The following is a 19067-nucleotide window of genomic DNA, read 5'->3' on the forward strand; positions in this document are numbered from 1 at the left end:
TTGGTTTTTCCATAAAAACCAAAAGGATACCGCTGCAATCCCTAACGCGAATTAGGATATAAAAAGCGAGTTTAGAACTTAATATTTAAAACATCTTGCTTTAAAACATTGTTTTCATAATATTCCAGAATCCAATCGGCGCCTCGTTTATAAACTGTAGCATTTTTTCCTTCAACCAAATACACGTCTACAATACTGGTTTTTCTAATTCTATAAACCACTTTTGGCGAACTATCTACCAACTGAAATCCGTTTTCAATAGCTTGTGCATATAAAACATCAGAAGTAGCGTCTTTCACTTTAGTTTCAACCTTTTCTACCTTAGTTTCATTTACAACTTCTTTAGCTACAGGCGTAATTACTGGCTCTATTTTTTCAGTATTTACTAATTCTTTTTCCTTTTTTAAATTCTGTATTTCTTCTCTAAGCTGCTCAATTTCATTCGTTAAACCCGTATCTGTTTTAGTCTCTTGTTCAACTGCTGCTACAGTCTGGTTTGCTAATGGCTGGTATAAATAATTTAATGCCTCAATAGAATTAAAAGCATCTCGTAACGCTTGATTATACGCCTTATCGTATTCCTTTTCTCTGCTTTCTCCCGTTGCAGAAGTAAACACTATCTGGTCATTACAATTTTTAAGTTCTATAATAAGTTTGGTTTTAAACATACTTGAGTCTTTGTTCAAGTTAGATTTTAATGCCAAACATCTGTTTTTTATTAGATCTTCAGGATAATTAGTCCCCTCTACTAAGGCTTCAAACCCATATTTATTAAATAAAAATACGGTTAACGAGTTTAATTGATATTGATCTTTCTCTTTTAAAAAATCATATTTTGCAGGTACAATCACATACTTGTAAGTATTTAAATTAGACTGCGAAAATGCGCTTATTGCTAAAAAATAGATTACAAATAATGATAAAAATTTAGTCTTCATTTTTCTTAAATATATAGTTAAACCCAAGTTGTAAAGATACACTTTGTGCATCGTAAACGTTTCGATATTGTAAAAAATTATCTGCCATAACATAAAAATTTAGACCTCCTAAATTAGCCGATAAACCTAACCCCAGATTATATAAAGAATACGAATCTAAGGTATAGGTGGTCTTTGCCGATAAGCCTTTAAACAATTTTCTATAATAATATAATGTTAAAGCAAGTTGTGGTTGCCTTGGTCTGTTTATAGCAAATAATTGTGCGCCTACAGCATTTAAATACTCCTGTTTATTTTTTACACAATTACAGTCTTTCTCCTTTTTTTCTCCAAAAGCATAATTTAGCGACGCATTAAACTTAATTGGCCGCCAAGTTGTATATTTATTATAAGTGGTATCCGCCTGAAAAACATCGTTAAATTCATCTTCAATTTTACTCCAGTATTCATCAGCAGTTTGTCCGGTTTCAAACTCAGTAAAAAACGGATCGATTCCTTCAAATTCATAAGTGCCTTTTACCGAATAATTTTCAACATCTTTGCTGTGGGTTATAAAACCAATGTCTAACAAACTCGCATCAACATACCATTGTTTATCTAGTTGATAGCTGAAACCTACATCAAATCCCAATCCTTTATCGCCACCCATTAAAGCGCGTTTCTTTATTTCAGTTACTGCAGCATCAGAATCGCTTTCCCGTAACTGTGTCAATCCAGAACTTCTAAATTCTAAATCTAAATTAAAAATATGATTGTAAATATTATTGTCGCCTATCTCAGTTACAAAACTCCCTTTATTATTTACAGAGTTCATATTTAAAATATTGGAATATATTTTCCCTCGCACACCATAGGTTAATTGGTTGTTTACTTTTTTATTGTACCCAACATGTAGTACCGAAATAACCTCGGCACTTGCCTTTAAATGGCCCGCATCAAAAACCCTGTTAATATTGTTCTGATTCCCTTCTAAAGCTAATACGGCATAATCTTTAGGAAAATAGCCTATCGCATCCAGTTCCTGGTACAGACCAAAACTTAAGTACTCGTTTTTCTCAAACAAACTGCCAAAAGCAAAGCCTCCAGAAAATATTTCGACCTGTTCGTTTATAGTTGCAAAATTTCTGGGTTTAGCATTATAAATAGCGTTTTGTAGTTTAATATTAAAATCTACGCCATTATCGGCAAACAAATCATAGAGCGTCATCCCCGAAGTACCAGTATTTACATGAATATGTGATAGCATAGGAATGCCAAAGAAACCCGAATTTTTAACTTGACCTCCAGGGTTAAGCATTAAAGCTTGTGGTATTTCTGAAAACCCATATAGAAGTTGTTTGTTTTGCGCAAACGAGCAAGATGCAATTAGAAATACAAGTGCTAAAATTCTCATAAGCTACTATCTATATTAAGATAAAATACCGCTTTAGATTTTAAACTTATGCTCCCTAATGTATTTTGATTAATTGCTGCTCCTGGAAGCATGTTTAATGTAAACACCAATACCGATGTATTTTTTAATGCTTCTAAAGTACCATCTTCAAACACTTCTGTGTAATTAGAAACTACTTTTGCGTTATTTGAAGATGCTGCTACAAAAATTGTAAAGGCATGTTGCATTTGAGAATTATCGTCAAAAAAATCGACTCTTACCCTAAAATCTCTGTTTATAGAATTTGTAATCTCGAACACAAATTCGGCTTTTTCAAGATTTTCAATAATAAACTCGCTATTAAAAAATTCAACCTGAACATAGTCTTGAATAGTAGCAATTTGCTCTCCATTATCTAAAAAACTAGTGGCAGGTTCGTCGAAATAAATTAAACTTGATTCTACTACCGGATTAATTTCAAAATCATTTATTTGATCAAAATCAACAGGTTTAGAGCAAGACACACAAAGGCTATTTGCTAAAACCAATAAACTTAAATATGTAATTAACCGCTTTCTCACCTTAATTAAAACGCTATAAAAAAAATATAGTGTGTTTTATAAATATTTTTTTATTTCTATTAAGTCGCTAATTTGCTTTACGTTTTCTTCAATAGTAACATTATTAGTATCGAAATATATTACATCCATGCCTACATTTAATGCACCTAAAATATCTGCTTCATAACCATCGCCAATCATAATACTTTTGCTTGGATGCGTATTTGCCTTTTCGAATGCATAATGAAAAATTTCTGGATGCGGTTTTTTAACCCCAATATCTTCGCCATTAGTAATGGTTTTAAAATAATGAAGAATATTTGCTTTGGTTAATTTTCTACTCTGCACCTCTTCAAAACCATTAGATATAATATGAAGTCGATATCGCGGACTTAAGTAATCGAGAATTTCGATAGCATTATTGAACAAATAATTATTATCTGTTAAGTAAGCAATATAATCGGTTGAAAGTTTACTGATAACAGACTCTTCTACCCGAATGTTCGATGCCAAAAAAGAATCTCTTAAACGCCCCATACGCAGTACTTCTTTATCTATTTTTGCATCTCTATACAGTTTCCAATACTGGTGATTTATCTCATGGTAATGAGACATAAACTCCTCAACACTTAATTGGATATTGTGTAATTTGAAAATTTTATTGAAGGTTAATGCTGAATTTTTATCAAAATCCCACAGGGTATGATCTAAATCAAAAAAAACATCGGTTACGCCACTAGTATTCATTTCCGGACTCTAAAATAATATTAAACAATTCTTTAAACCCATACCATCGTTCTATTTCACTAAATGTATAATTATGAAATACAGGCACAAATTCGCCATCTACTTGTTTTACTTCATTTATAATTTCATCTAAAACTTTCTTTTTATCTAGCAATGAATTTGTTTTTAACAATGTATAATCCATAAGATGATATGAATGGATTTTTAACGGGGTTTGTATTTCGTAATCTAAATCGTAAAATAAAAACGGCGTACAAGTACCAGCTCTAAAACCCATATGGTTTACATATCCCATGGTGTAATCTTCGAGAATTTCGAGTTCTAACAAGTTTCTATACGATTCTGGTAAATTTAACTTTGAAAACGATTGCCTTGACGCGTTTAGTTTTGTATTTACGATATCTTCCATTTTAAGCTTTTCCTTTTTCAAAATAGTGACATCGTCTATTGCGAAAAACGATGTTTTTAAACCTACTTCGCAATAATCGGCCACATGTTTTATAAGAGAAACAAATTTCTTTTTATTCGGATTAATGCCTTTATCATAAGTAGAATATTCACCAATTAAAAAGAAAAACAGAAATTTAGATTTGCTTTGTTTTTGTTTATTTATAATATATTTAAACGTATCGTATGGGTCGTGTTTCAGTCCAAAAATCACCATAAATCTGTAGTACAAACTTCTAAACTTAAACTGAAACAAATCTTTAACGGTCCCTCCAAAACTTCTCATAATGCCCTTCAATTTAAAATGGTAGGCACTCGGAACATCGATAAGCGGTTTTATACTGTAGTGTCGCTTGGCAAAAAAACACTCTGGAAACTGTACTTGTAAGATTTCCTTAAATTTATAGGCCCATATATCTACCACTGGCTGATGCAAAAACCCATGTTTAAATGCAATACTTTCGGTTGCCAAAAAACGACCATATTGATCTTTTACGTGTGGTAAATATTCTTCGTATCTAGAAAGCAAATAAAAAGCGGCTGCAAAAATATCGAAAGGCAATGCGCTTTTATCGCCACTAAAAAAAAAGCATTTGGTACGTCCCCACTTTTGCACATTTATATCGATATCATTTAATCCTTGTTCGAATAATATATCGTGACTTTTAATAAAGAACTCGTTACCTAACTGTTGCTTTGTATATGATAACTTAAAGCTGTCGTATGCAATAAATTCTTCGATTTTTGTAGTAAATGAAACCTCTAAACCTAAAATTCTGGTGCAAATATGTTTAAAAATATATTTTAAACGGGGGGTTATATTATGAGTATAAACTAATAGCATAAATAAGTGTGCAATAGTAGTATTTGGTAATTTTAAATTATTTATAAAATTCCGTCGTCTGCAAAACTAAAGTATGCATTTTCGGTTATAATCAAGTGATCTAAAACTTTTATATCTAAACTTTCTGATGCTATTTTAAGTTTATTGGTAATTTGCTTATCGGCTTCGCTAGGTTTTAAAGTTCCTGACGGATGGTTATGCGCCAAAATAAGTCCTGTAGCACCAACTTCTAAGGCATTTTTAAGTACCAGACGAACATCGACTAAGGTTCCTGTAATGCCGCCTTTACTTAATTGGTTTTTTAGAATGACTTTATTCGAATTATTTAAATATATAATCCAGAATTCTTCGTGTTGCAGCTCTCCAATAATAGGTTGCATTAATTCGAAAACAGACTTACTCGATGTTATTTTCTTTTTTTCTAAAGCTTCCTCCCCTCGCCTTCTTCTACCCAATTCTAAAGCCGCTGCAATGCTAATGGCTTTTGCTTCGCCAATACCTTTAAACTCCATAAGTTGCTTAATAGAGAGCTTTCCTAATTCGCTTAAATTATTATCAACACTGGCTAAAATACGCTTACTTAATTCTACCGCGCTTTCTGTTTTATTCCCAGAACCAATTAAAATAGCCACCAATTCGGCATCACTTAAAGCTGCTTTGCCTTTGTGGAGTAATTTTTCGCGTGGTTGATCGTCTTGACTCCAGTTTTTTATGGAAAACGAAGTGGTTTTTTCTAGCATGAGGTAAATATAAATATTGTAATTTTCAGAAGCAATATAATTATTAACTAAATAGTGAGATACCTGCCTTTGCAGGAATACCAAATACCATGAGTTATCCACCAAAAATACATCAAGATAATGACAACCAACATATGGTTGAAGTTATTAAAACCTATCCATTAGCAACACTAATTTCAGTAAAAAATAACGAACCATTAATTACCCATTTACCCTTAGTTTACAACGAATCGGGAAAATTAATTGGCCATATTGATAAATTGAATCCGCAAGCAGCATTGTTAAAAGACAATAACTTAGTGACCATTATTTTCTCCGGTCCGCAATGTTACATTTCGCCAAGTATTTACACGACAACACAATTACCTACATGGAATTACATAAAAGTTCATTTAAAAGGTAAAGCAACGGCTATTGAAAGTAAGGAGGCTTTAAAAAACTCGCTCATAACTATGACCGAATTTTTAGAACAACCAAACCCCAAATATATTTTAGAACCCGATAATCAACGCATGCTGGGTGCATTAAATTATATAGATATGTTTGAAATCTCTATTGATTCTTGGGAAGGAAAATTTAAACTTTCTCAGGATAAAAAGCCACAAGATATTGAAAATGCCCGCGAAGAACTTATTAGGTTGAATAAATTAAGTATTGAGTTATTTTTGCAAAAAGTTTTTAAATAAATATTCTATGGCATTCAACGATATTATTGGCACACTCGGAGTCGGACTTATTCTTTTAGCTTATTTTTTTAACATAAAAGCGCTCATTCCTAAAGATGGTTTTTTGTATTTTTCACTTAATATTATCGGTGCTGGTTTAGCATGCTACGCGTCTGTTTTAATTAATTATGTGCCTTTTATAATCTTAGAAGCAACTTGGGTATTGGTAAGTGTATGGGGTTTTATAGGAGTTATGAAAAAACAATAATATTATATGAAACATTTTTTTCTGTTAAGCCTTTTTATTTCGGGTATATCTTGTAATCTTTTAGCACAAAAACAACCCTTTAAACCAGTAAGTTTTCCTGATACATATAACCAGCTTTTAGATGTTATTTATACGCAAGTAAATGGTTGGGACGGTCGCATGGATTTATATTTTAATACCAAATCTGCCACACCAACACCTATTGTAATAAATATTCATGGTGGCGGTTGGAATCATGGTGAAAAAGAATCACAAAGCGGTTTTGGCTCCTTTTTTAAAAATGGTTACGCCGTTGCGAATGTAGAATATCGTTTGGTTGCTGTTGCTCCAGCTCCAGCCGCTATTGAAGATGTGAGATGCGCTTTAATCTATTTATATAACAATGCAAATGCGTTAAATATCGATACTAATAAAATAGTTATTATGGGTGGTTCTTCTGGTGGGCATTTGGCACTCATGGCAGGATTATTAGGTAATGATAAACCATTCGACACCAACTGTACTTATGATGGTGATATAAAAGTAGCGGCCATTATCGACAAATATGGCGTAAGTAATTTATTACCATTAACTGCTTGGAAATCTGCAAAAAACTGGCTCGGTATAAACCATACCAACAAAAAATTCATAGAGTCGGTTTCTCCGTTATACCACGTATCAAAAACAAGTCCTCCTACGTTTATTGTACATGGAAACGAAGACCCAATTGTTCCTTATTCCCAATCGGAAGACCTTTATAAAAAGTTAAAAGATTTCAATATTACAACAGAGTTTTTAACGATTCCTGGAGGTAAACACGGTAAGTTTAGCAGCGAAGAAAATGCATTACTAAGTAAACGAATGTGGCTGTTTTTAAAGGCATTAGACTTATAAATTGTAAATAAAAACAAATAAAACTTCTCATTTAGAATCCTAAAAATGACTAGGTTTTCTTTAATAATGAATTTCATTTTAAAGTTAAAAAAGTGTTTAATAGAGTAAATTTACACCTTCATCGAAAATAAGGGGTAGTTTAAAACAATAGGATTACTTTTACAAAGCTATTAATCAATTCTCAAAATTTTACAAATGAAAAATATCAAAAATACATTGTCAAATGGACTCAAAGCATTTTTTATTGTAATTGCTTTAACATTTTCTACAAAAATGAATGCATCAACGTCACTTTCCTCTGGGGGAAGTTGGTATTCTTTTTTCGTTTCCATTTTTGGGGGCGATCGTGATAGAGGCGATCGAGATAGAGGTGATCGTGACAGAGATGGTGGTAGAAATCATCGCCATTTTCGTGGTTGTGGTCATGACGGCGGTAGCCAAGGTGGTGGTGATACCATTCCAATTGATGGCGGACTTGGTATTTTATTAGTAGGTGCTGCGGCATTTGGTGTTAAAAAATTGCGCGAAAATAAGAATGAAAAAAATTAGATTATTATTCAACAACATACCATTACCAATCAGGCTTTTTTTAGGAAAAGCCTTTTTGTTTTTTGTTATCTGGAAACTTATTTACAGTTTTTTCTTGTTCGATTCGCAGGTTGTAGATAATTTTTTAACAACACATGTGGGAGAAGCGTCTGTTAAAGTGTTGAACAGCCTAGGTTCCATGTCTGGATTTACAGCTATTAATGAAATTGTCCAAGAACCTCATTATGGTGAATTTCAAGCATTTAACATGTCTGTTATATACCATAATGGCGAAAGAATTTTAAACATAGCGAATGCATGTAACGGTTTAGAATTATTAGTTTTATATGTGGGCTTTATTGTTTGTATGCCTTCAAGTTTTAAACGTAAATTATTGTATATCGTTATTGGCGTAGTTCTATTAGATGTTGTGAACATATTAAGATGTGTAGGATTAATTTACTTAAGAGAATATTTCCACGCCTATTTTGATTTTGCACATCACTATGTATTTAAGATTATAGTTTATTCATCTACATTTATTTTATGGGTGATATTTTCTCGAAAAATCCAATTAAAAAATGAATCTATACAAGTCGGATAAGGTTCGATTTATTTCCGGCCTTATACTTATTCTTATTATTTATACCTGCTATTATGTCTATTTCTTTGAAAATAGCGACTTGGTATTACCAACAAAAATAAAGCACGTTATTAAGTTTGGAACAACCATAATAGTGTATTTTGTTGGTACGTACCACCTCGGAAAATTATCAGATTCCTGGATGTCTTTCATATGGCACGTTGTCCATATTTCAGGATTAACAATTATTACATCGCTTGGGTTGTTCGATTGGTTTATTGGAGGCATGAGTCTTAATTTAAGAGCATTTGCCGGAAGTATCCAAGAAATATTAATTTCACCCATGTTATACGTAGCGATGGGATTATTGAACAAAATTTTAAAAAACTCAGCTACAACGTAATAATTCATTATTCCTTAATTTACCGCTAAGATTTAAAGTAACTGGAAATTATTAATTGTAATTTTGAACAATTGGAAGGCAATAAATTTAAAACCCTCCCATATAGTTAGATGAAACAAGGCGATAAAAATAATGAGGTAGAAAAAACAAGGCTCCACCCACGAAACAAAAACCGAGAACGCTATGATTTAGCGGCGTTAGCAAAAGCTTCTCCTGAATTGGCGACGTATATTAAGCCTAATAAATTTGGAGTGGAAACGGTCGATTTTTCAAATCCTGTTGTTGTGAAGCTTCTAAATAAAGCTTTGTTAAACCATTATTATGGTGTAGAATATTGGGAATTTCCCGACGAAAATTTATGTCCTCCAATACCAGGAAGAGCCGATTACATCCACTTTATAGCTGATTTGTTAAGCGAAAATAATTTTGGAAGAATTCCAAAAGGTGATAAAATAACTTGTTTTGATATTGGTGTTGGTGCGAATTGTATCTACCCGATAATTGGCGTTACAGAATACGGTTGGAAATTTATTGGATCTGATATTGACCCAAAATCTATTGCATCGGCGCAGAACATCGTAAAAGCCAATGCGTCGCTTCAAGGTAAGATTTCTTGTAGATTGCAGGACAATCCAAAAGATGCTTTTTATGGCATTATAAACCGAGAAGAATTTATTGATGTATCTATTTGCAACCCACCTTTTCATGCTTCGGCAGAAGAGGCGCAAAAAGGAACACTTAGAAAACTAAAAAATCTTTCAGGGAAATCGGTTAAAACACCTGAACTCAATTTTGCGGGTATTAGCAACGAATTAATATGCGATGGTGGGGAACATAAGTTTATTCATAATATTATTCGGGAAAGTCAAAAATTCTCTAAAAACTGCTATTGGTTTTCAACCTTAGTCTCCAAACAATCGAATTTAAAAGGTATTTACAAAGCCTTAGAAAAAGAAAAAGCACTTGAGGTTAAAACCATTCCTTTAGGAACAGGTAATAAATCGTCTCGCATAGTGGCATGGACATTTCTTACTAAAGCAGAGCAAAAAGAATGGATTGAAACACGATGGAAATAGATACTAATGCCGTTTAATTTTAGATGCAAAAATTAAACCGAATTCATCTCAAATAACCATTGTAACCCGTCTTGAAAAAAACTACTTAATCAAATTTTTAACCTCATTAAAATCCAATCCTCCATAATTACCAGAACTCATTAAAAGCAATGCCTTATTATCAAAGTTTTGCGAAAATAAAAAGTTCTTAAAATCGTCCGGATTGGTGTAAATAATTAAATCGTCGCGTTCAAACGCATTTGCTATTTGTTCGTGAGTTACTTCCTTAAGCTTTTTAATTTCAACCGCATGTGGCGAATAAAACACAACCGCAACATCGGCAGCATCTAAAGCGCCTTTGTATTCTTTTAAAAATTCAGCATTTAAACTGCTATAGGTATGCAATTCTAAACAGGCCACAACGGTTCGGTTTCCGTATTGTTCTTTAACGGCATTTGTAGTTGCTTCTACCTTACTTGGCGAATGCGCAAAATCTTTATAAGCCACACTGCTTTTACTTTCTGCAATTTTTTCTAATCGTTTGCTGGCACCTTTAAAAGTAGCAATGGCTTCATAAAAATCGTCTTCATCTATGCCCATATGCTGACAAATCCATTTAGCACCTGCTAAATTATTAAGGTTGTGTTTACCAAAAACTTCAATAGGCAACGGACCTTCGGGTGTTTCTAAAAGGGTTTGTCCGTTATCAACCGTGTATTCTGGGGTATGATAAGATAATTTCCGAATGGGGTTTGCAGAGGCTTCTACAACACGTTTCACTTCTGGATCTTCTTCATTATAAGTGATGCTTCCACCGCTTACAATACTATCTACAAAAATCCGGAATTGCTCCACATAATTATCATATGTTGGAAACACATTTATATGATCCCAGGCAATACCACTTAAAAGCGCAATATTAGGTTTGTATAAATGAAATTTTGGTCGTCGGTCTATTGGCGAGCTTAAATATTCATCGCCTTCAAGCACCATAAAATCGTTGGTTTCGGTGAGTTTTACCATCACATCAAAACCTTCTAATTGTGCACCAACCATATAATCGACATCGCGGTTATGGTAATGCATCACGTGCAAAATCATAGACGTAATTGTCGTTTTTCCATGACTTCCTCCTATTACTACACGTGTTTTATTTTTAGATTGCTCGTACAAAAACTCTGGATAGCTATATATTTTTAATCCTAATTCTTGTGCTTTTAACAACTCTGGATTATCGGCTTTAGCATGCATACCTAAAACAATAGCATCTAAATTTGTATTAATTTTTTCTGGAAACCACCCATATGATTCGGGTAATAACCCTTTTGCATTTAGTCTCGATTTTGAGGGTTCAAAAATCTCATCGTCGCTTCCTGTTACTTGGTATCCTTTGTTGTGTAATGCTATGGCTAAATTATGCATGGCAGAACCACCGATAGCTATAAAATGTACGTTCATGAAGTTGATTTAATGCAGTAAATATAATAATAGATATTGGAAGACTAATGCCTGAAAACCGAAGTTTTTGCGTTAACGATTGAAGCGGCATCCTTTTTTGCTACTAAAGGCAAAAAAGATATAGCTGAAAGCGTGACCCTCGCGGTAACGCCCAAATATTACAATTTTAATATTTTGATTTTTTCTTGTTTAAAAGACTTCATATCTGGGGCCTCGGCAAGCGCCAAATCGATATATTTTAAGGCTGCAGCTTTATTCTTTTTATGCGAATAAATTTGCGAAAGCCTGTAATGAGCCCATGCTTTTGGAACTCCATCTTTTGGTGAATAATTTTTTAAATAGGTTTGCAAACATTGCACGCCTTTTTGTGATTCAATGTTATACTCCGCAGCCAATTTTCCAATCTTATACTGTAATTCGTTACGTTGCAACTTCTCTTTAGCAATTTCTAAATTAGCGAGTGCTTTTTCTGGTTGTTTTTGCTTTTCGTAAAAGTCGGCAAGCTTGTTATAACACCAAAGCGAACCACTTTCTTTTATAGCTAATTTATAATACTTTTCGGCTAATTCCGGATCTTCATCATACTCGTAAATAAAGCCTTTTGCTAAATAGCCATCTACCTTTGAAAGTTGCTCTAACTGATAGGCATATTTTAGCGCCATATTCTTGCTTCCGCCCAAAACCCCTGGTACTTTCATGTAGTATTCTACCAAGGCCCAACGTACATTTTTGTGATCGGGATCTAATTTTGCGGCTTTTTGAAGTGTTGATTCTATATCGTCTAACATACCAATCGCGGTAATTTTGCTAGACTCTAAAGCTTTCATACCCATAGCGCCACCGTATTTATAATGATACTCGGCACTTTTTGGATTCGCTTTTATTAGTTTTTTATAAATTTCAATAGCTTCATCCCACTTTTTTTGGTGCCCATAAGTATCGCCCAAAAGTTCTAAAGCATCAAAATCTTTAGAATGTTGTTCTAAATACACTGTTAATTTAATTTCGGCGACATCAAACTTTTTATGTTTAATATAATCTTCGAATCTATCGAGTTGAGATTGACCGAATGACAACAGCGGAAAAAGTAGTAGGCATATAATTCTTCTCATATCACAACGTGTTAAACAAATCTATCTGTAAATTTTTATTAAATTAACTAATTTCAATAAACAAACGAAATTATAGTAAATCGTATTGCTTTTTGGAATAACTTTTGACTGTAAATTATTTACAAATGTAATCAAATGAGACAATCAGTTATTTTTTTAACAATTCTTTTGCTTTCCAACTTTAGCTTCGGCCAAAATTCAAATTACGAAACCCTTTGGAAGTCTGTCGAAAAACATGAAATGGAAGGCTTGCCAAAGTCGGCTTTAAACGTTGTAGAACAAATTTACGTACTCGCCAAAAAAGACAAAAACCATGTGCAACTTATAAAAACAATGTTTTTTAAGAGCAAATTTGCTTTGGTTTTAGAAGAAGATGCGCAATTAAATATTATTAATGATTTTAAACGCGAGATTGAACAAAATACATTTCCAACTAAAAATATACTGGAAAACATTTTAGCCAATTTGTATTGGCAGTACTTTAACCAAAACCGTTGGCAATTTTATAACAGAACAAAAACTGCCGAAAAAGTTGATAAAGTCGATTTTAGAACTTGGGATCTTGAAACCTTGTTCGAAGAAATACACGTGCATTACCAAAAGTCGTTACAAAATGGGTTGGCGCTTCAATTAGAATCCTTAAATAAGTACGATGACATATTAAATCTTCAAAACGATTCGAAAATTTATCGCCCTACGCTGTTCGATTTTTTAAACCATAATGCATTAGAATTCTATAAAACTAGCGAAACTCATATTACAAAACCGGCCTATAAATTCGAAATAGATAATCCAGCTTACATAACTGATGCTGCAACATTCACAAACCTTAAAATAACATCTAGAGATTCGACCTCGTTACAATTACATGCTTTAAAAATTTATCAGGAATTGATAAAATTTCATTCAAAAAAAGAAGCTTCGTATGCCTTGGCTGATGTAAACATAGATCGCTTAAAATTTGTAAACCAACATGCTACTTTCAATAATAAAGAAGCTCTGTTGTTAAAGGCTTTAAAATTTGAAAGTGAAAAAATAGCGTCTGATGAAGTTTCTGGATTATACAACTTCGAAATTGCTTCAATCTATAAACAACAAAGCAATCAATTTCAACCTAACAAAACAGAACACCGTTGGAAAGCCAAAGAAGCTATGGAACTTTGTAAGCAGGTTATTTCGAGCTTCCCCAATAGCAAAGCCGCGATTAAATGCAAGGTGGTAATACAGCAAATAGAACAGCAATCACTGCAAATTACTAGCGAAGATTTTTTACCCATTCAACAACCTGCGCGTTTGTTGGTGAGTTATAAAAATTTAGAAAATCTTCAATTTAAAATTTATAAAATTACCCGTAATCAGTTAGAAAAATTCAATAAAACATACAGAAAAGACGAGCAATTAGCGTTTATAAAAAAGTTAGATGTTTCGATGCGATGGGACAGCACACTTCGCAATGAAAACGATTACCAAAATCATACTACAGAAATTTTAGTACCTCAACTAAATAACGGTACTTATGTTATTTTTGCGTCTCCAAAAAATAACGATGAAACTTTTGCTTTTAGCACGATTCAAGTCACCAATTTGGCCTTAGTAGAAACTGAAAGCGAAAATTATAAAACGCTACAAATTATTGATAGAAATCACGGGAAACCAATCAGCAATGCCTTGGTTGAACTTAGCTATTACGAAAACAATAGTCGCAGTCTTCAAACTGAAAACTATTCCACCAATTATTTGGGTGAAATTAAAATTGAGAAAACCACAGATCGCTACAGAAACATCTCTTTAATAGTTACAAATGGTAAAGACACGGCGTATTTTGGGGATTATTATGTGAACAGTTGGCGAAAAAGAGAGAAATCAGAAACTAATTACAAGGCTTTTTTGCTTACAGACCGAAGCATTTATCGACCTGGGCAAACCGTTTATTTTAAAGCGATTGCTATGAAAACTAAAAACGAAAAATCGGAAGTTTTAGTTAACGAACCGGTGAATGCCACTTTATATAACGTTAATAATGAGAAAATAAAAGAACTCAAATTTATGACCAATGATTTTGGTTCGATTGCTGGTGAGTTTATTTTACCAAACAATGGCTTAACTGGTACGTATCATATAAAATTTGATGCTGAATCTGGTGAGATGAATATAGCGACTACAACGTATTTTTCAGTTGAAGAATACAAACGACCAAAATTTGAAACAACATTCAATCCGGTTACAGAAACCTATAAAGTCAATGATTCTATAACCGTTAAAGGAACCGCTTTAGCATATGCAGGAAGCAACATTACCGATGCCAAAGTGGTGTATCGAGTACACCGAAAAGTGGAATATCCGCGATGGTATTTTTCGTATCGCCCAAGTTTTTACAGCGAAGCTCAAGAAATAACTCACGGTGAAACCACCACAAATAATAAAGGCGCATTTGAAATTACATTTAAAGCGCTACCAGACCAAAGTGTAGAACAGAGTAGCTTGCCTATTTTTAACTACGAAATTACAGCCGATGTAACCGACCTCAACGGTGAAACCCGAAGCGCGACTAGCATAGTAAATGTAGGTTACCATGCGTTGGTTGCGAACATGAGTTTAGGTGAGAACTTAGAAAAAACCAATAAAACACATAGCATTTCCATTGATACTAAAAACCTTAATGGCGAATTTGTCCCAGCCACTGGCACTATAAAAATTTACAAATTACAAGCCCCAAAACATGTTTTACGACAACGCACCTGGGCTGCTCCAGATTATCAGGAGTTTTCTGAAGAAGCCTTTAAAAACTTATTTCCGCATGATGCTTATAACAACGAACATCATACAGCCAATTGGGAAAAAGGTAATTTGGTTTTTGAAAAAACTTTTGATACTAAAAAATTTAAAGAACTTGCTTTAGGCAATATTAAAAACTGGGAATCTGGTGCATATATCATTACTTTAGAAAGTAAAGATAAATTCGGACAGTTGGTAAAAGACGAACTAAAAACCAGTTTATACAGTGATGATGATAAAACTTTAGCCGACAATAAATTGTTTAGTATCACAACCAATAAGCCTTCTTTTGAGATTGGTGAAACGGCTATTGTAACTCTGGCTTCGGCTGCAGAAAATTTAAGTATTACTGTAAGCATTGAAAAGGATCATAAAGTTGTAAAAACAGAACTAATTCAATTAAATAATAATAAGAAATCGTTAAGTATTCCTGTTACCAATAAAGATGTCGGTGGCTTTGCAGTAAATTATAGTTTTGCTGCTTTCAACAGTTTTCAAACGGGTACAGAAATTATAGCAGTTCCCTACCCTAAAACCGATTTAGATGTTGAAACCACTACATTCCGTGATAAATTACAACCGGGGACCGATGAAACCTGGAGTTTCAAAATTAAAGGTCCGCAAGGCGAAAAGGTAGCTTCAGAATTATTAGCAAGTATGTATGATGCCTCTTTAGACCAGTTTAAACCGCATACTTGGAGTTTTAACCCTATAAATAAGCCAACATATTATTCTTATAATCGCAGTAATGCACATCGCAGTTTTGGCACACAAAATTTTAGAGTTTATCTAAATAATTCAAACAGCAATTATTCACAACAGCAATACGACCAGTTAAATTGGTTTGGGTTTTATTTTGGAAACGTTCGAAGACATACAATGTATAAATCTTTAAAAGGAAATGTTTCAGCCATTCAAATTGTAGAAGACAATAAAGAGGTAGCAGAAAGAGTAATGTTAAATACTGAAATTCAATTAGAAGAAGACATTTCAGTTGAAAACGCTCTTGAAAAAAAATTCAAAGGTTTAATTATTAAAGGACAATCATTAATAAATAATCTCGAATTCCCACTTTATATTATCGACGGAGAAATAATTAAAGGGTCTCCCGATTTGAGTAAATTAAAAATAAGCTCAGTTGAAATATTAAAAGGCTCTGAAGCAATTGCTTTATATGGGATTAAAGCATCTGGTGGGGTAATAATAATAAAAACTAGTTTAAATGATTTAGACCAAGTTCAAATTCGAAAAAACCTTCAGGAAACCGCATTTTTCTTTCCACAATTACAAACAGATATAGACGGCAATATAAGTTTCAGTTTTACCACTCCCGAGGCCTTAACCCAATGGAAATTACAATTATTAGCGCATACCAAAACCTTAGAAAGCGCTACCAAAACCTTAACAACGGTGACTCAGAAAGAATTAATGGCTATTCCAAATGCACCGCGTTATTTACGTCAAGGCGACCAAATAAGCATCAGTACTAAAATCGCAAATCTAACAGACAAACCACTTTCCGGACACGCCATGTTAGTACTAACCGATGCCATTTCAGGAACAGACATTACTAACAAACTTGTCACGTCGAGCGCAGTCGAGATGTTTTCAACTGAACAAAACGGCAACACCCAAGTGTCTTGGAACTTAACAATTCCTGATGATGTAGATGCTGTTCAATATAAAATCATTGCGAAATCTGGTGCGTATAGCGATGGCGAACAAAACGCGCTGCCAGTTTTAAGTAACCGCATGTTGGTAACAGAAACTTTACCTATGTGGATACGAAGTAATGAAACAAGAACATTTACATTAGATAAGCTAAAAAATACTTCGACTCCGCTCAGTGCAGGCGTAACTTCAACAACGCTTAAAAACCATAAACTGACTTTGGAAATGACTTCCAACCCGGCGTGGTATGCGGTACAGGCACTACCCTATTTAATGGAATATCCGTATGAATGTAACGAACAAACATTCGCGCGATTTTATGCGAATGCACTGGCGAGTCATATCGCCAATAGTAACCCAAGAATTCAGGAGGTTTTTAATCAGTGGAAAAACACCGATGCTTTAATTTCTAATCTAGAAAAGAATGAAGAATTGAAATCCATCCTCATTCAAGAAACGCCATGGTTACGCGATGCACAAAGCGAAACCGAGCAGAAAAAACGCATTGCTTTGTTGTTCGACATCAATAAAATGACCAACGAATTACAATCGGCAAAACGGAAACTAGAAAATAATCAATTAAGTAATGGTGCCTGGGCTTGGTTTAACGGCGGAAGAGCGAATCGTTATATTACCCAACACATCATTACAGGTTTTGGGCATCTTTCGAAACTGGGTGTCACCCTGAGCCCTTCGACTGCGCTCAGGACAGGCTCCGTCGAGACGTCCCAAATGATTGAACAAGCTATTAATTATTTAGATGCTGAATTCATTCAGGAATACAAAGACCTTAGAAAATACGATGCTAAAATCGATTTGAGTAAAGACCATTTAAGTTATACCCAATTGCATTATTTATACATGCGCAGCTTTTATCCGGAAATTAAAAAAACGAAAGAAGTTGAAGGAATTATCAAATATTATCAATCACAAATCCAAAAATATTGGTTGAGTCGTTCATTATATTCCAAAGGATTAATGGCTTTGGTTGTTGATAGATTAGGAGATAAAACAACTTCATCTAAAATTTTAAAATCGTTAAAAGAAAACAGCATCACCTCTGATGAATTAGGCATGTATTGGAAAGCAAACACCAATTCATGGCACTGGTATCAGGCACCTATTGAAACACAGGCATTACTTATTGAAGCCTTTTCAGAAATTGATCCCGATAGCCATCGGGACGACACCATAACCATCGATAATTTAAAAATTTGGTTACTTAAAAACAAGCAAACCAATCAATGGAAAACCACTAAAGCCACCACTGAGGCCGTATATGCACTATTGCTTCAAGGCAGCGATTGGTTAAGTGTAACCGATGCTGTTGAAGTGGTTATAGGCAATCAAAAAATTGAGCCTTCAAATCCCGATAGCAATCGGGAAGAAAATGTAAAAGTTGAAGCAGGAACGGGTTATTATAAAACCTCTTGGAGCGCTTCAGAAATAAAACCAGATATGGCAACCGTTACCCTTACCAAAAAAGGTAATGGTATTGCTTGGGGCGGTTTGTACTGGCAGTATTTTGAAGATTTAGATAAAATCTCATCGGCAGAAACTCCGCTTAAATTAAAGAAAAAACTATTTCTTAAAACCAACACGGATAGGGGTGAAGAAATTTCAGAAATCACTTCGGAAACTAATTTGAAAGTTGGGGATTTGGTTCGGGTTCGCATTGAATTGCGGAGCGACAGAGCTATGGAATTTGTACATATGAAAGATATGCGCGCTTCAGGTTTAGAACCCATTAACGTTATATCTCAATACAAATGGCAAGATGGTTTGGGCTATTATGAAAGCACTAAAGATGCCTCAACCAATTTCTTTTTTGACTATTTACCCAAAGGCGTTTTTGTATTTGAATACGATTTACGTGTGAATAATTCAGGTAATATGAGCAATGGTATTACCACTATACAAAGTATGTATGCGCCAGAATTTAGTAGTCATAGTGAAGGGGTGAGAATTAATGTAAGCAATAGGCAATAGGCAATAGGCAATAGGCAATAGGCAATAGGCAATAGGCAA

The 19067-nt window shown here is 33.8% G+C and carries 16 protein-coding genes; 8 read left to right on the top strand and 8 right to left on the bottom strand.

Going from position 1 to position 19067, the window contains the following annotated elements:
- Positions 1-71: 71 nt before the first annotated feature.
- Genes ACFQ0I_RS00320 through radC form a run of 6 tightly spaced genes read right to left on the bottom strand, consistent with a single transcriptional unit; the run spans position 72 to position 5648 of the window.
- Positions 72-938 (bottom strand): hypothetical protein, encoded by an 867-nt coding sequence (locus ACFQ0I_RS00320; RefSeq protein ID WP_379938326.1) that lies wholly within the window; start codon positions 936-938, stop codon positions 72-74.
- Entirely contained in the window at positions 928-2331 is a 1404-nt protein-coding gene (locus ACFQ0I_RS00325) for a DUF5723 family protein (RefSeq protein WP_379938328.1), read from the bottom strand. Before ACFQ0I_RS00325 ends, ACFQ0I_RS00320 begins: the two co-directional genes overlap by 11 nt.
- Positions 2328-2891: a hypothetical protein gene (locus ACFQ0I_RS00330; protein WP_379938329.1), complete on the bottom strand. Its 564-nt coding sequence runs from the start codon at positions 2889-2891 to the stop codon at positions 2328-2330. Before ACFQ0I_RS00330 ends, ACFQ0I_RS00325 begins: the two co-directional genes overlap by 4 nt.
- A 36-nt stretch (positions 2892-2927) precedes the next feature.
- Positions 2928-3617, bottom strand: a complete 690-nt coding sequence (locus ACFQ0I_RS00335) for a YjjG family noncanonical pyrimidine nucleotidase (RefSeq protein WP_379938331.1) — start codon at positions 3615-3617, stop codon at positions 2928-2930.
- Positions 3607-4908: a polysaccharide deacetylase family protein gene (locus ACFQ0I_RS00340; protein WP_379938332.1), complete on the bottom strand. Its 1302-nt coding sequence runs from the start codon at positions 4906-4908 to the stop codon at positions 3607-3609. The genes ACFQ0I_RS00335 and ACFQ0I_RS00340 overlap by 11 nt, the downstream gene beginning before the upstream one ends.
- Positions 4909-4949: 41 nt before the next feature.
- Complete coding sequence (radC, locus tag ACFQ0I_RS00345; RefSeq protein WP_379938334.1) at positions 4950-5648, bottom strand: RadC family protein; 699 nt, start codon at positions 5646-5648, stop codon at positions 4950-4952.
- Between the two features lie 89 nt (positions 5649-5737).
- On the opposite strand from radC, the gene ACFQ0I_RS00350 reads away from it, so the two are divergent.
- The 7 genes from ACFQ0I_RS00350 to rlmF all read left to right on the top strand — a co-directional run bounded on the left by ACFQ0I_RS00350 (position 5738) and on the right by rlmF (position 10044).
- A complete protein-coding gene (locus tag ACFQ0I_RS00350; RefSeq protein WP_379938336.1) occupies positions 5738-6334 on the top strand; it encodes an FMN-binding negative transcriptional regulator in 597 nt (198 codons plus the stop codon).
- A 7-nt stretch (positions 6335-6341) separates the two neighbouring features.
- Complete coding sequence (locus tag ACFQ0I_RS00355) at positions 6342-6581, top strand: CBU_0592 family membrane protein (protein ID WP_379938338.1); 240 nt, start codon at positions 6342-6344, stop codon at positions 6579-6581.
- Positions 6582-6587: 6 nt separating this feature from the next.
- Positions 6588-7454, top strand: a complete 867-nt coding sequence (locus ACFQ0I_RS00360; protein WP_379938339.1) for an alpha/beta hydrolase fold domain-containing protein — start codon at positions 6588-6590, stop codon at positions 7452-7454.
- 273 nt (positions 7455-7727) lie between these two features.
- A complete protein-coding gene (locus ACFQ0I_RS00365; protein WP_379938341.1) occupies positions 7728-8003 on the top strand; it encodes a PID-CTERM protein-sorting domain-containing protein in 276 nt (91 codons plus the stop codon).
- On the top strand, positions 7990-8586 hold the full coding sequence (locus ACFQ0I_RS00370; RefSeq protein WP_379938342.1) for an archaeosortase/exosortase family protein: 597 nt from the start codon (positions 7990-7992) through the stop codon (positions 8584-8586). Before ACFQ0I_RS00365 ends, ACFQ0I_RS00370 begins: the two co-directional genes overlap by 14 nt.
- Positions 8564-8968 (top strand): hypothetical protein, encoded by a 405-nt coding sequence (locus ACFQ0I_RS00375; protein ID WP_379938344.1) that lies wholly within the window; start codon positions 8564-8566, stop codon positions 8966-8968. The genes ACFQ0I_RS00370 and ACFQ0I_RS00375 overlap by 23 nt, the downstream gene beginning before the upstream one ends.
- A gap of 110 nt (positions 8969-9078) precedes the next feature.
- A complete protein-coding gene (gene rlmF, locus ACFQ0I_RS00380; RefSeq protein WP_379938346.1) occupies positions 9079-10044 on the top strand; it encodes a 23S rRNA (adenine(1618)-N(6))-methyltransferase RlmF in 966 nt (321 codons plus the stop codon).
- An 81-nt stretch (positions 10045-10125) separates the two neighbouring features.
- Here rlmF and ACFQ0I_RS00385 read toward each other — a convergent pair whose 3' ends face one another.
- Together ACFQ0I_RS00385 and ACFQ0I_RS00390 are read right to left on the bottom strand one after the other, a co-directional pair.
- Positions 10126-11481 (bottom strand): UDP-N-acetylmuramate--L-alanine ligase, encoded by a 1356-nt coding sequence (locus tag ACFQ0I_RS00385; RefSeq protein ID WP_379938347.1) that lies wholly within the window; start codon positions 11479-11481, stop codon positions 10126-10128.
- Between the two features lie 158 nt (positions 11482-11639).
- Positions 11640-12593, bottom strand: coding sequence for a tetratricopeptide repeat protein (locus ACFQ0I_RS00390; RefSeq protein WP_379938349.1), 954 nt, complete (start codon positions 12591-12593; stop codon positions 11640-11642).
- Between the two features lie 135 nt (positions 12594-12728).
- Here ACFQ0I_RS00390 and ACFQ0I_RS00395 point away from each other — a divergent pair, with 135 nt between their 5' ends.
- Complete coding sequence (locus tag ACFQ0I_RS00395; RefSeq protein WP_379938351.1) at positions 12729-19028, top strand: alpha-2-macroglobulin family protein; 6300 nt, start codon at positions 12729-12731, stop codon at positions 19026-19028.
- Positions 19029-19067 lie beyond the last annotated feature (39 nt).

This window comes from Mariniflexile aquimaris, from assembly GCF_042676825.1.
GTDB classification, from domain to species: Bacteria; Bacteroidota; Bacteroidia; order Flavobacteriales; family Flavobacteriaceae; genus Mariniflexile; species Mariniflexile aquimaris.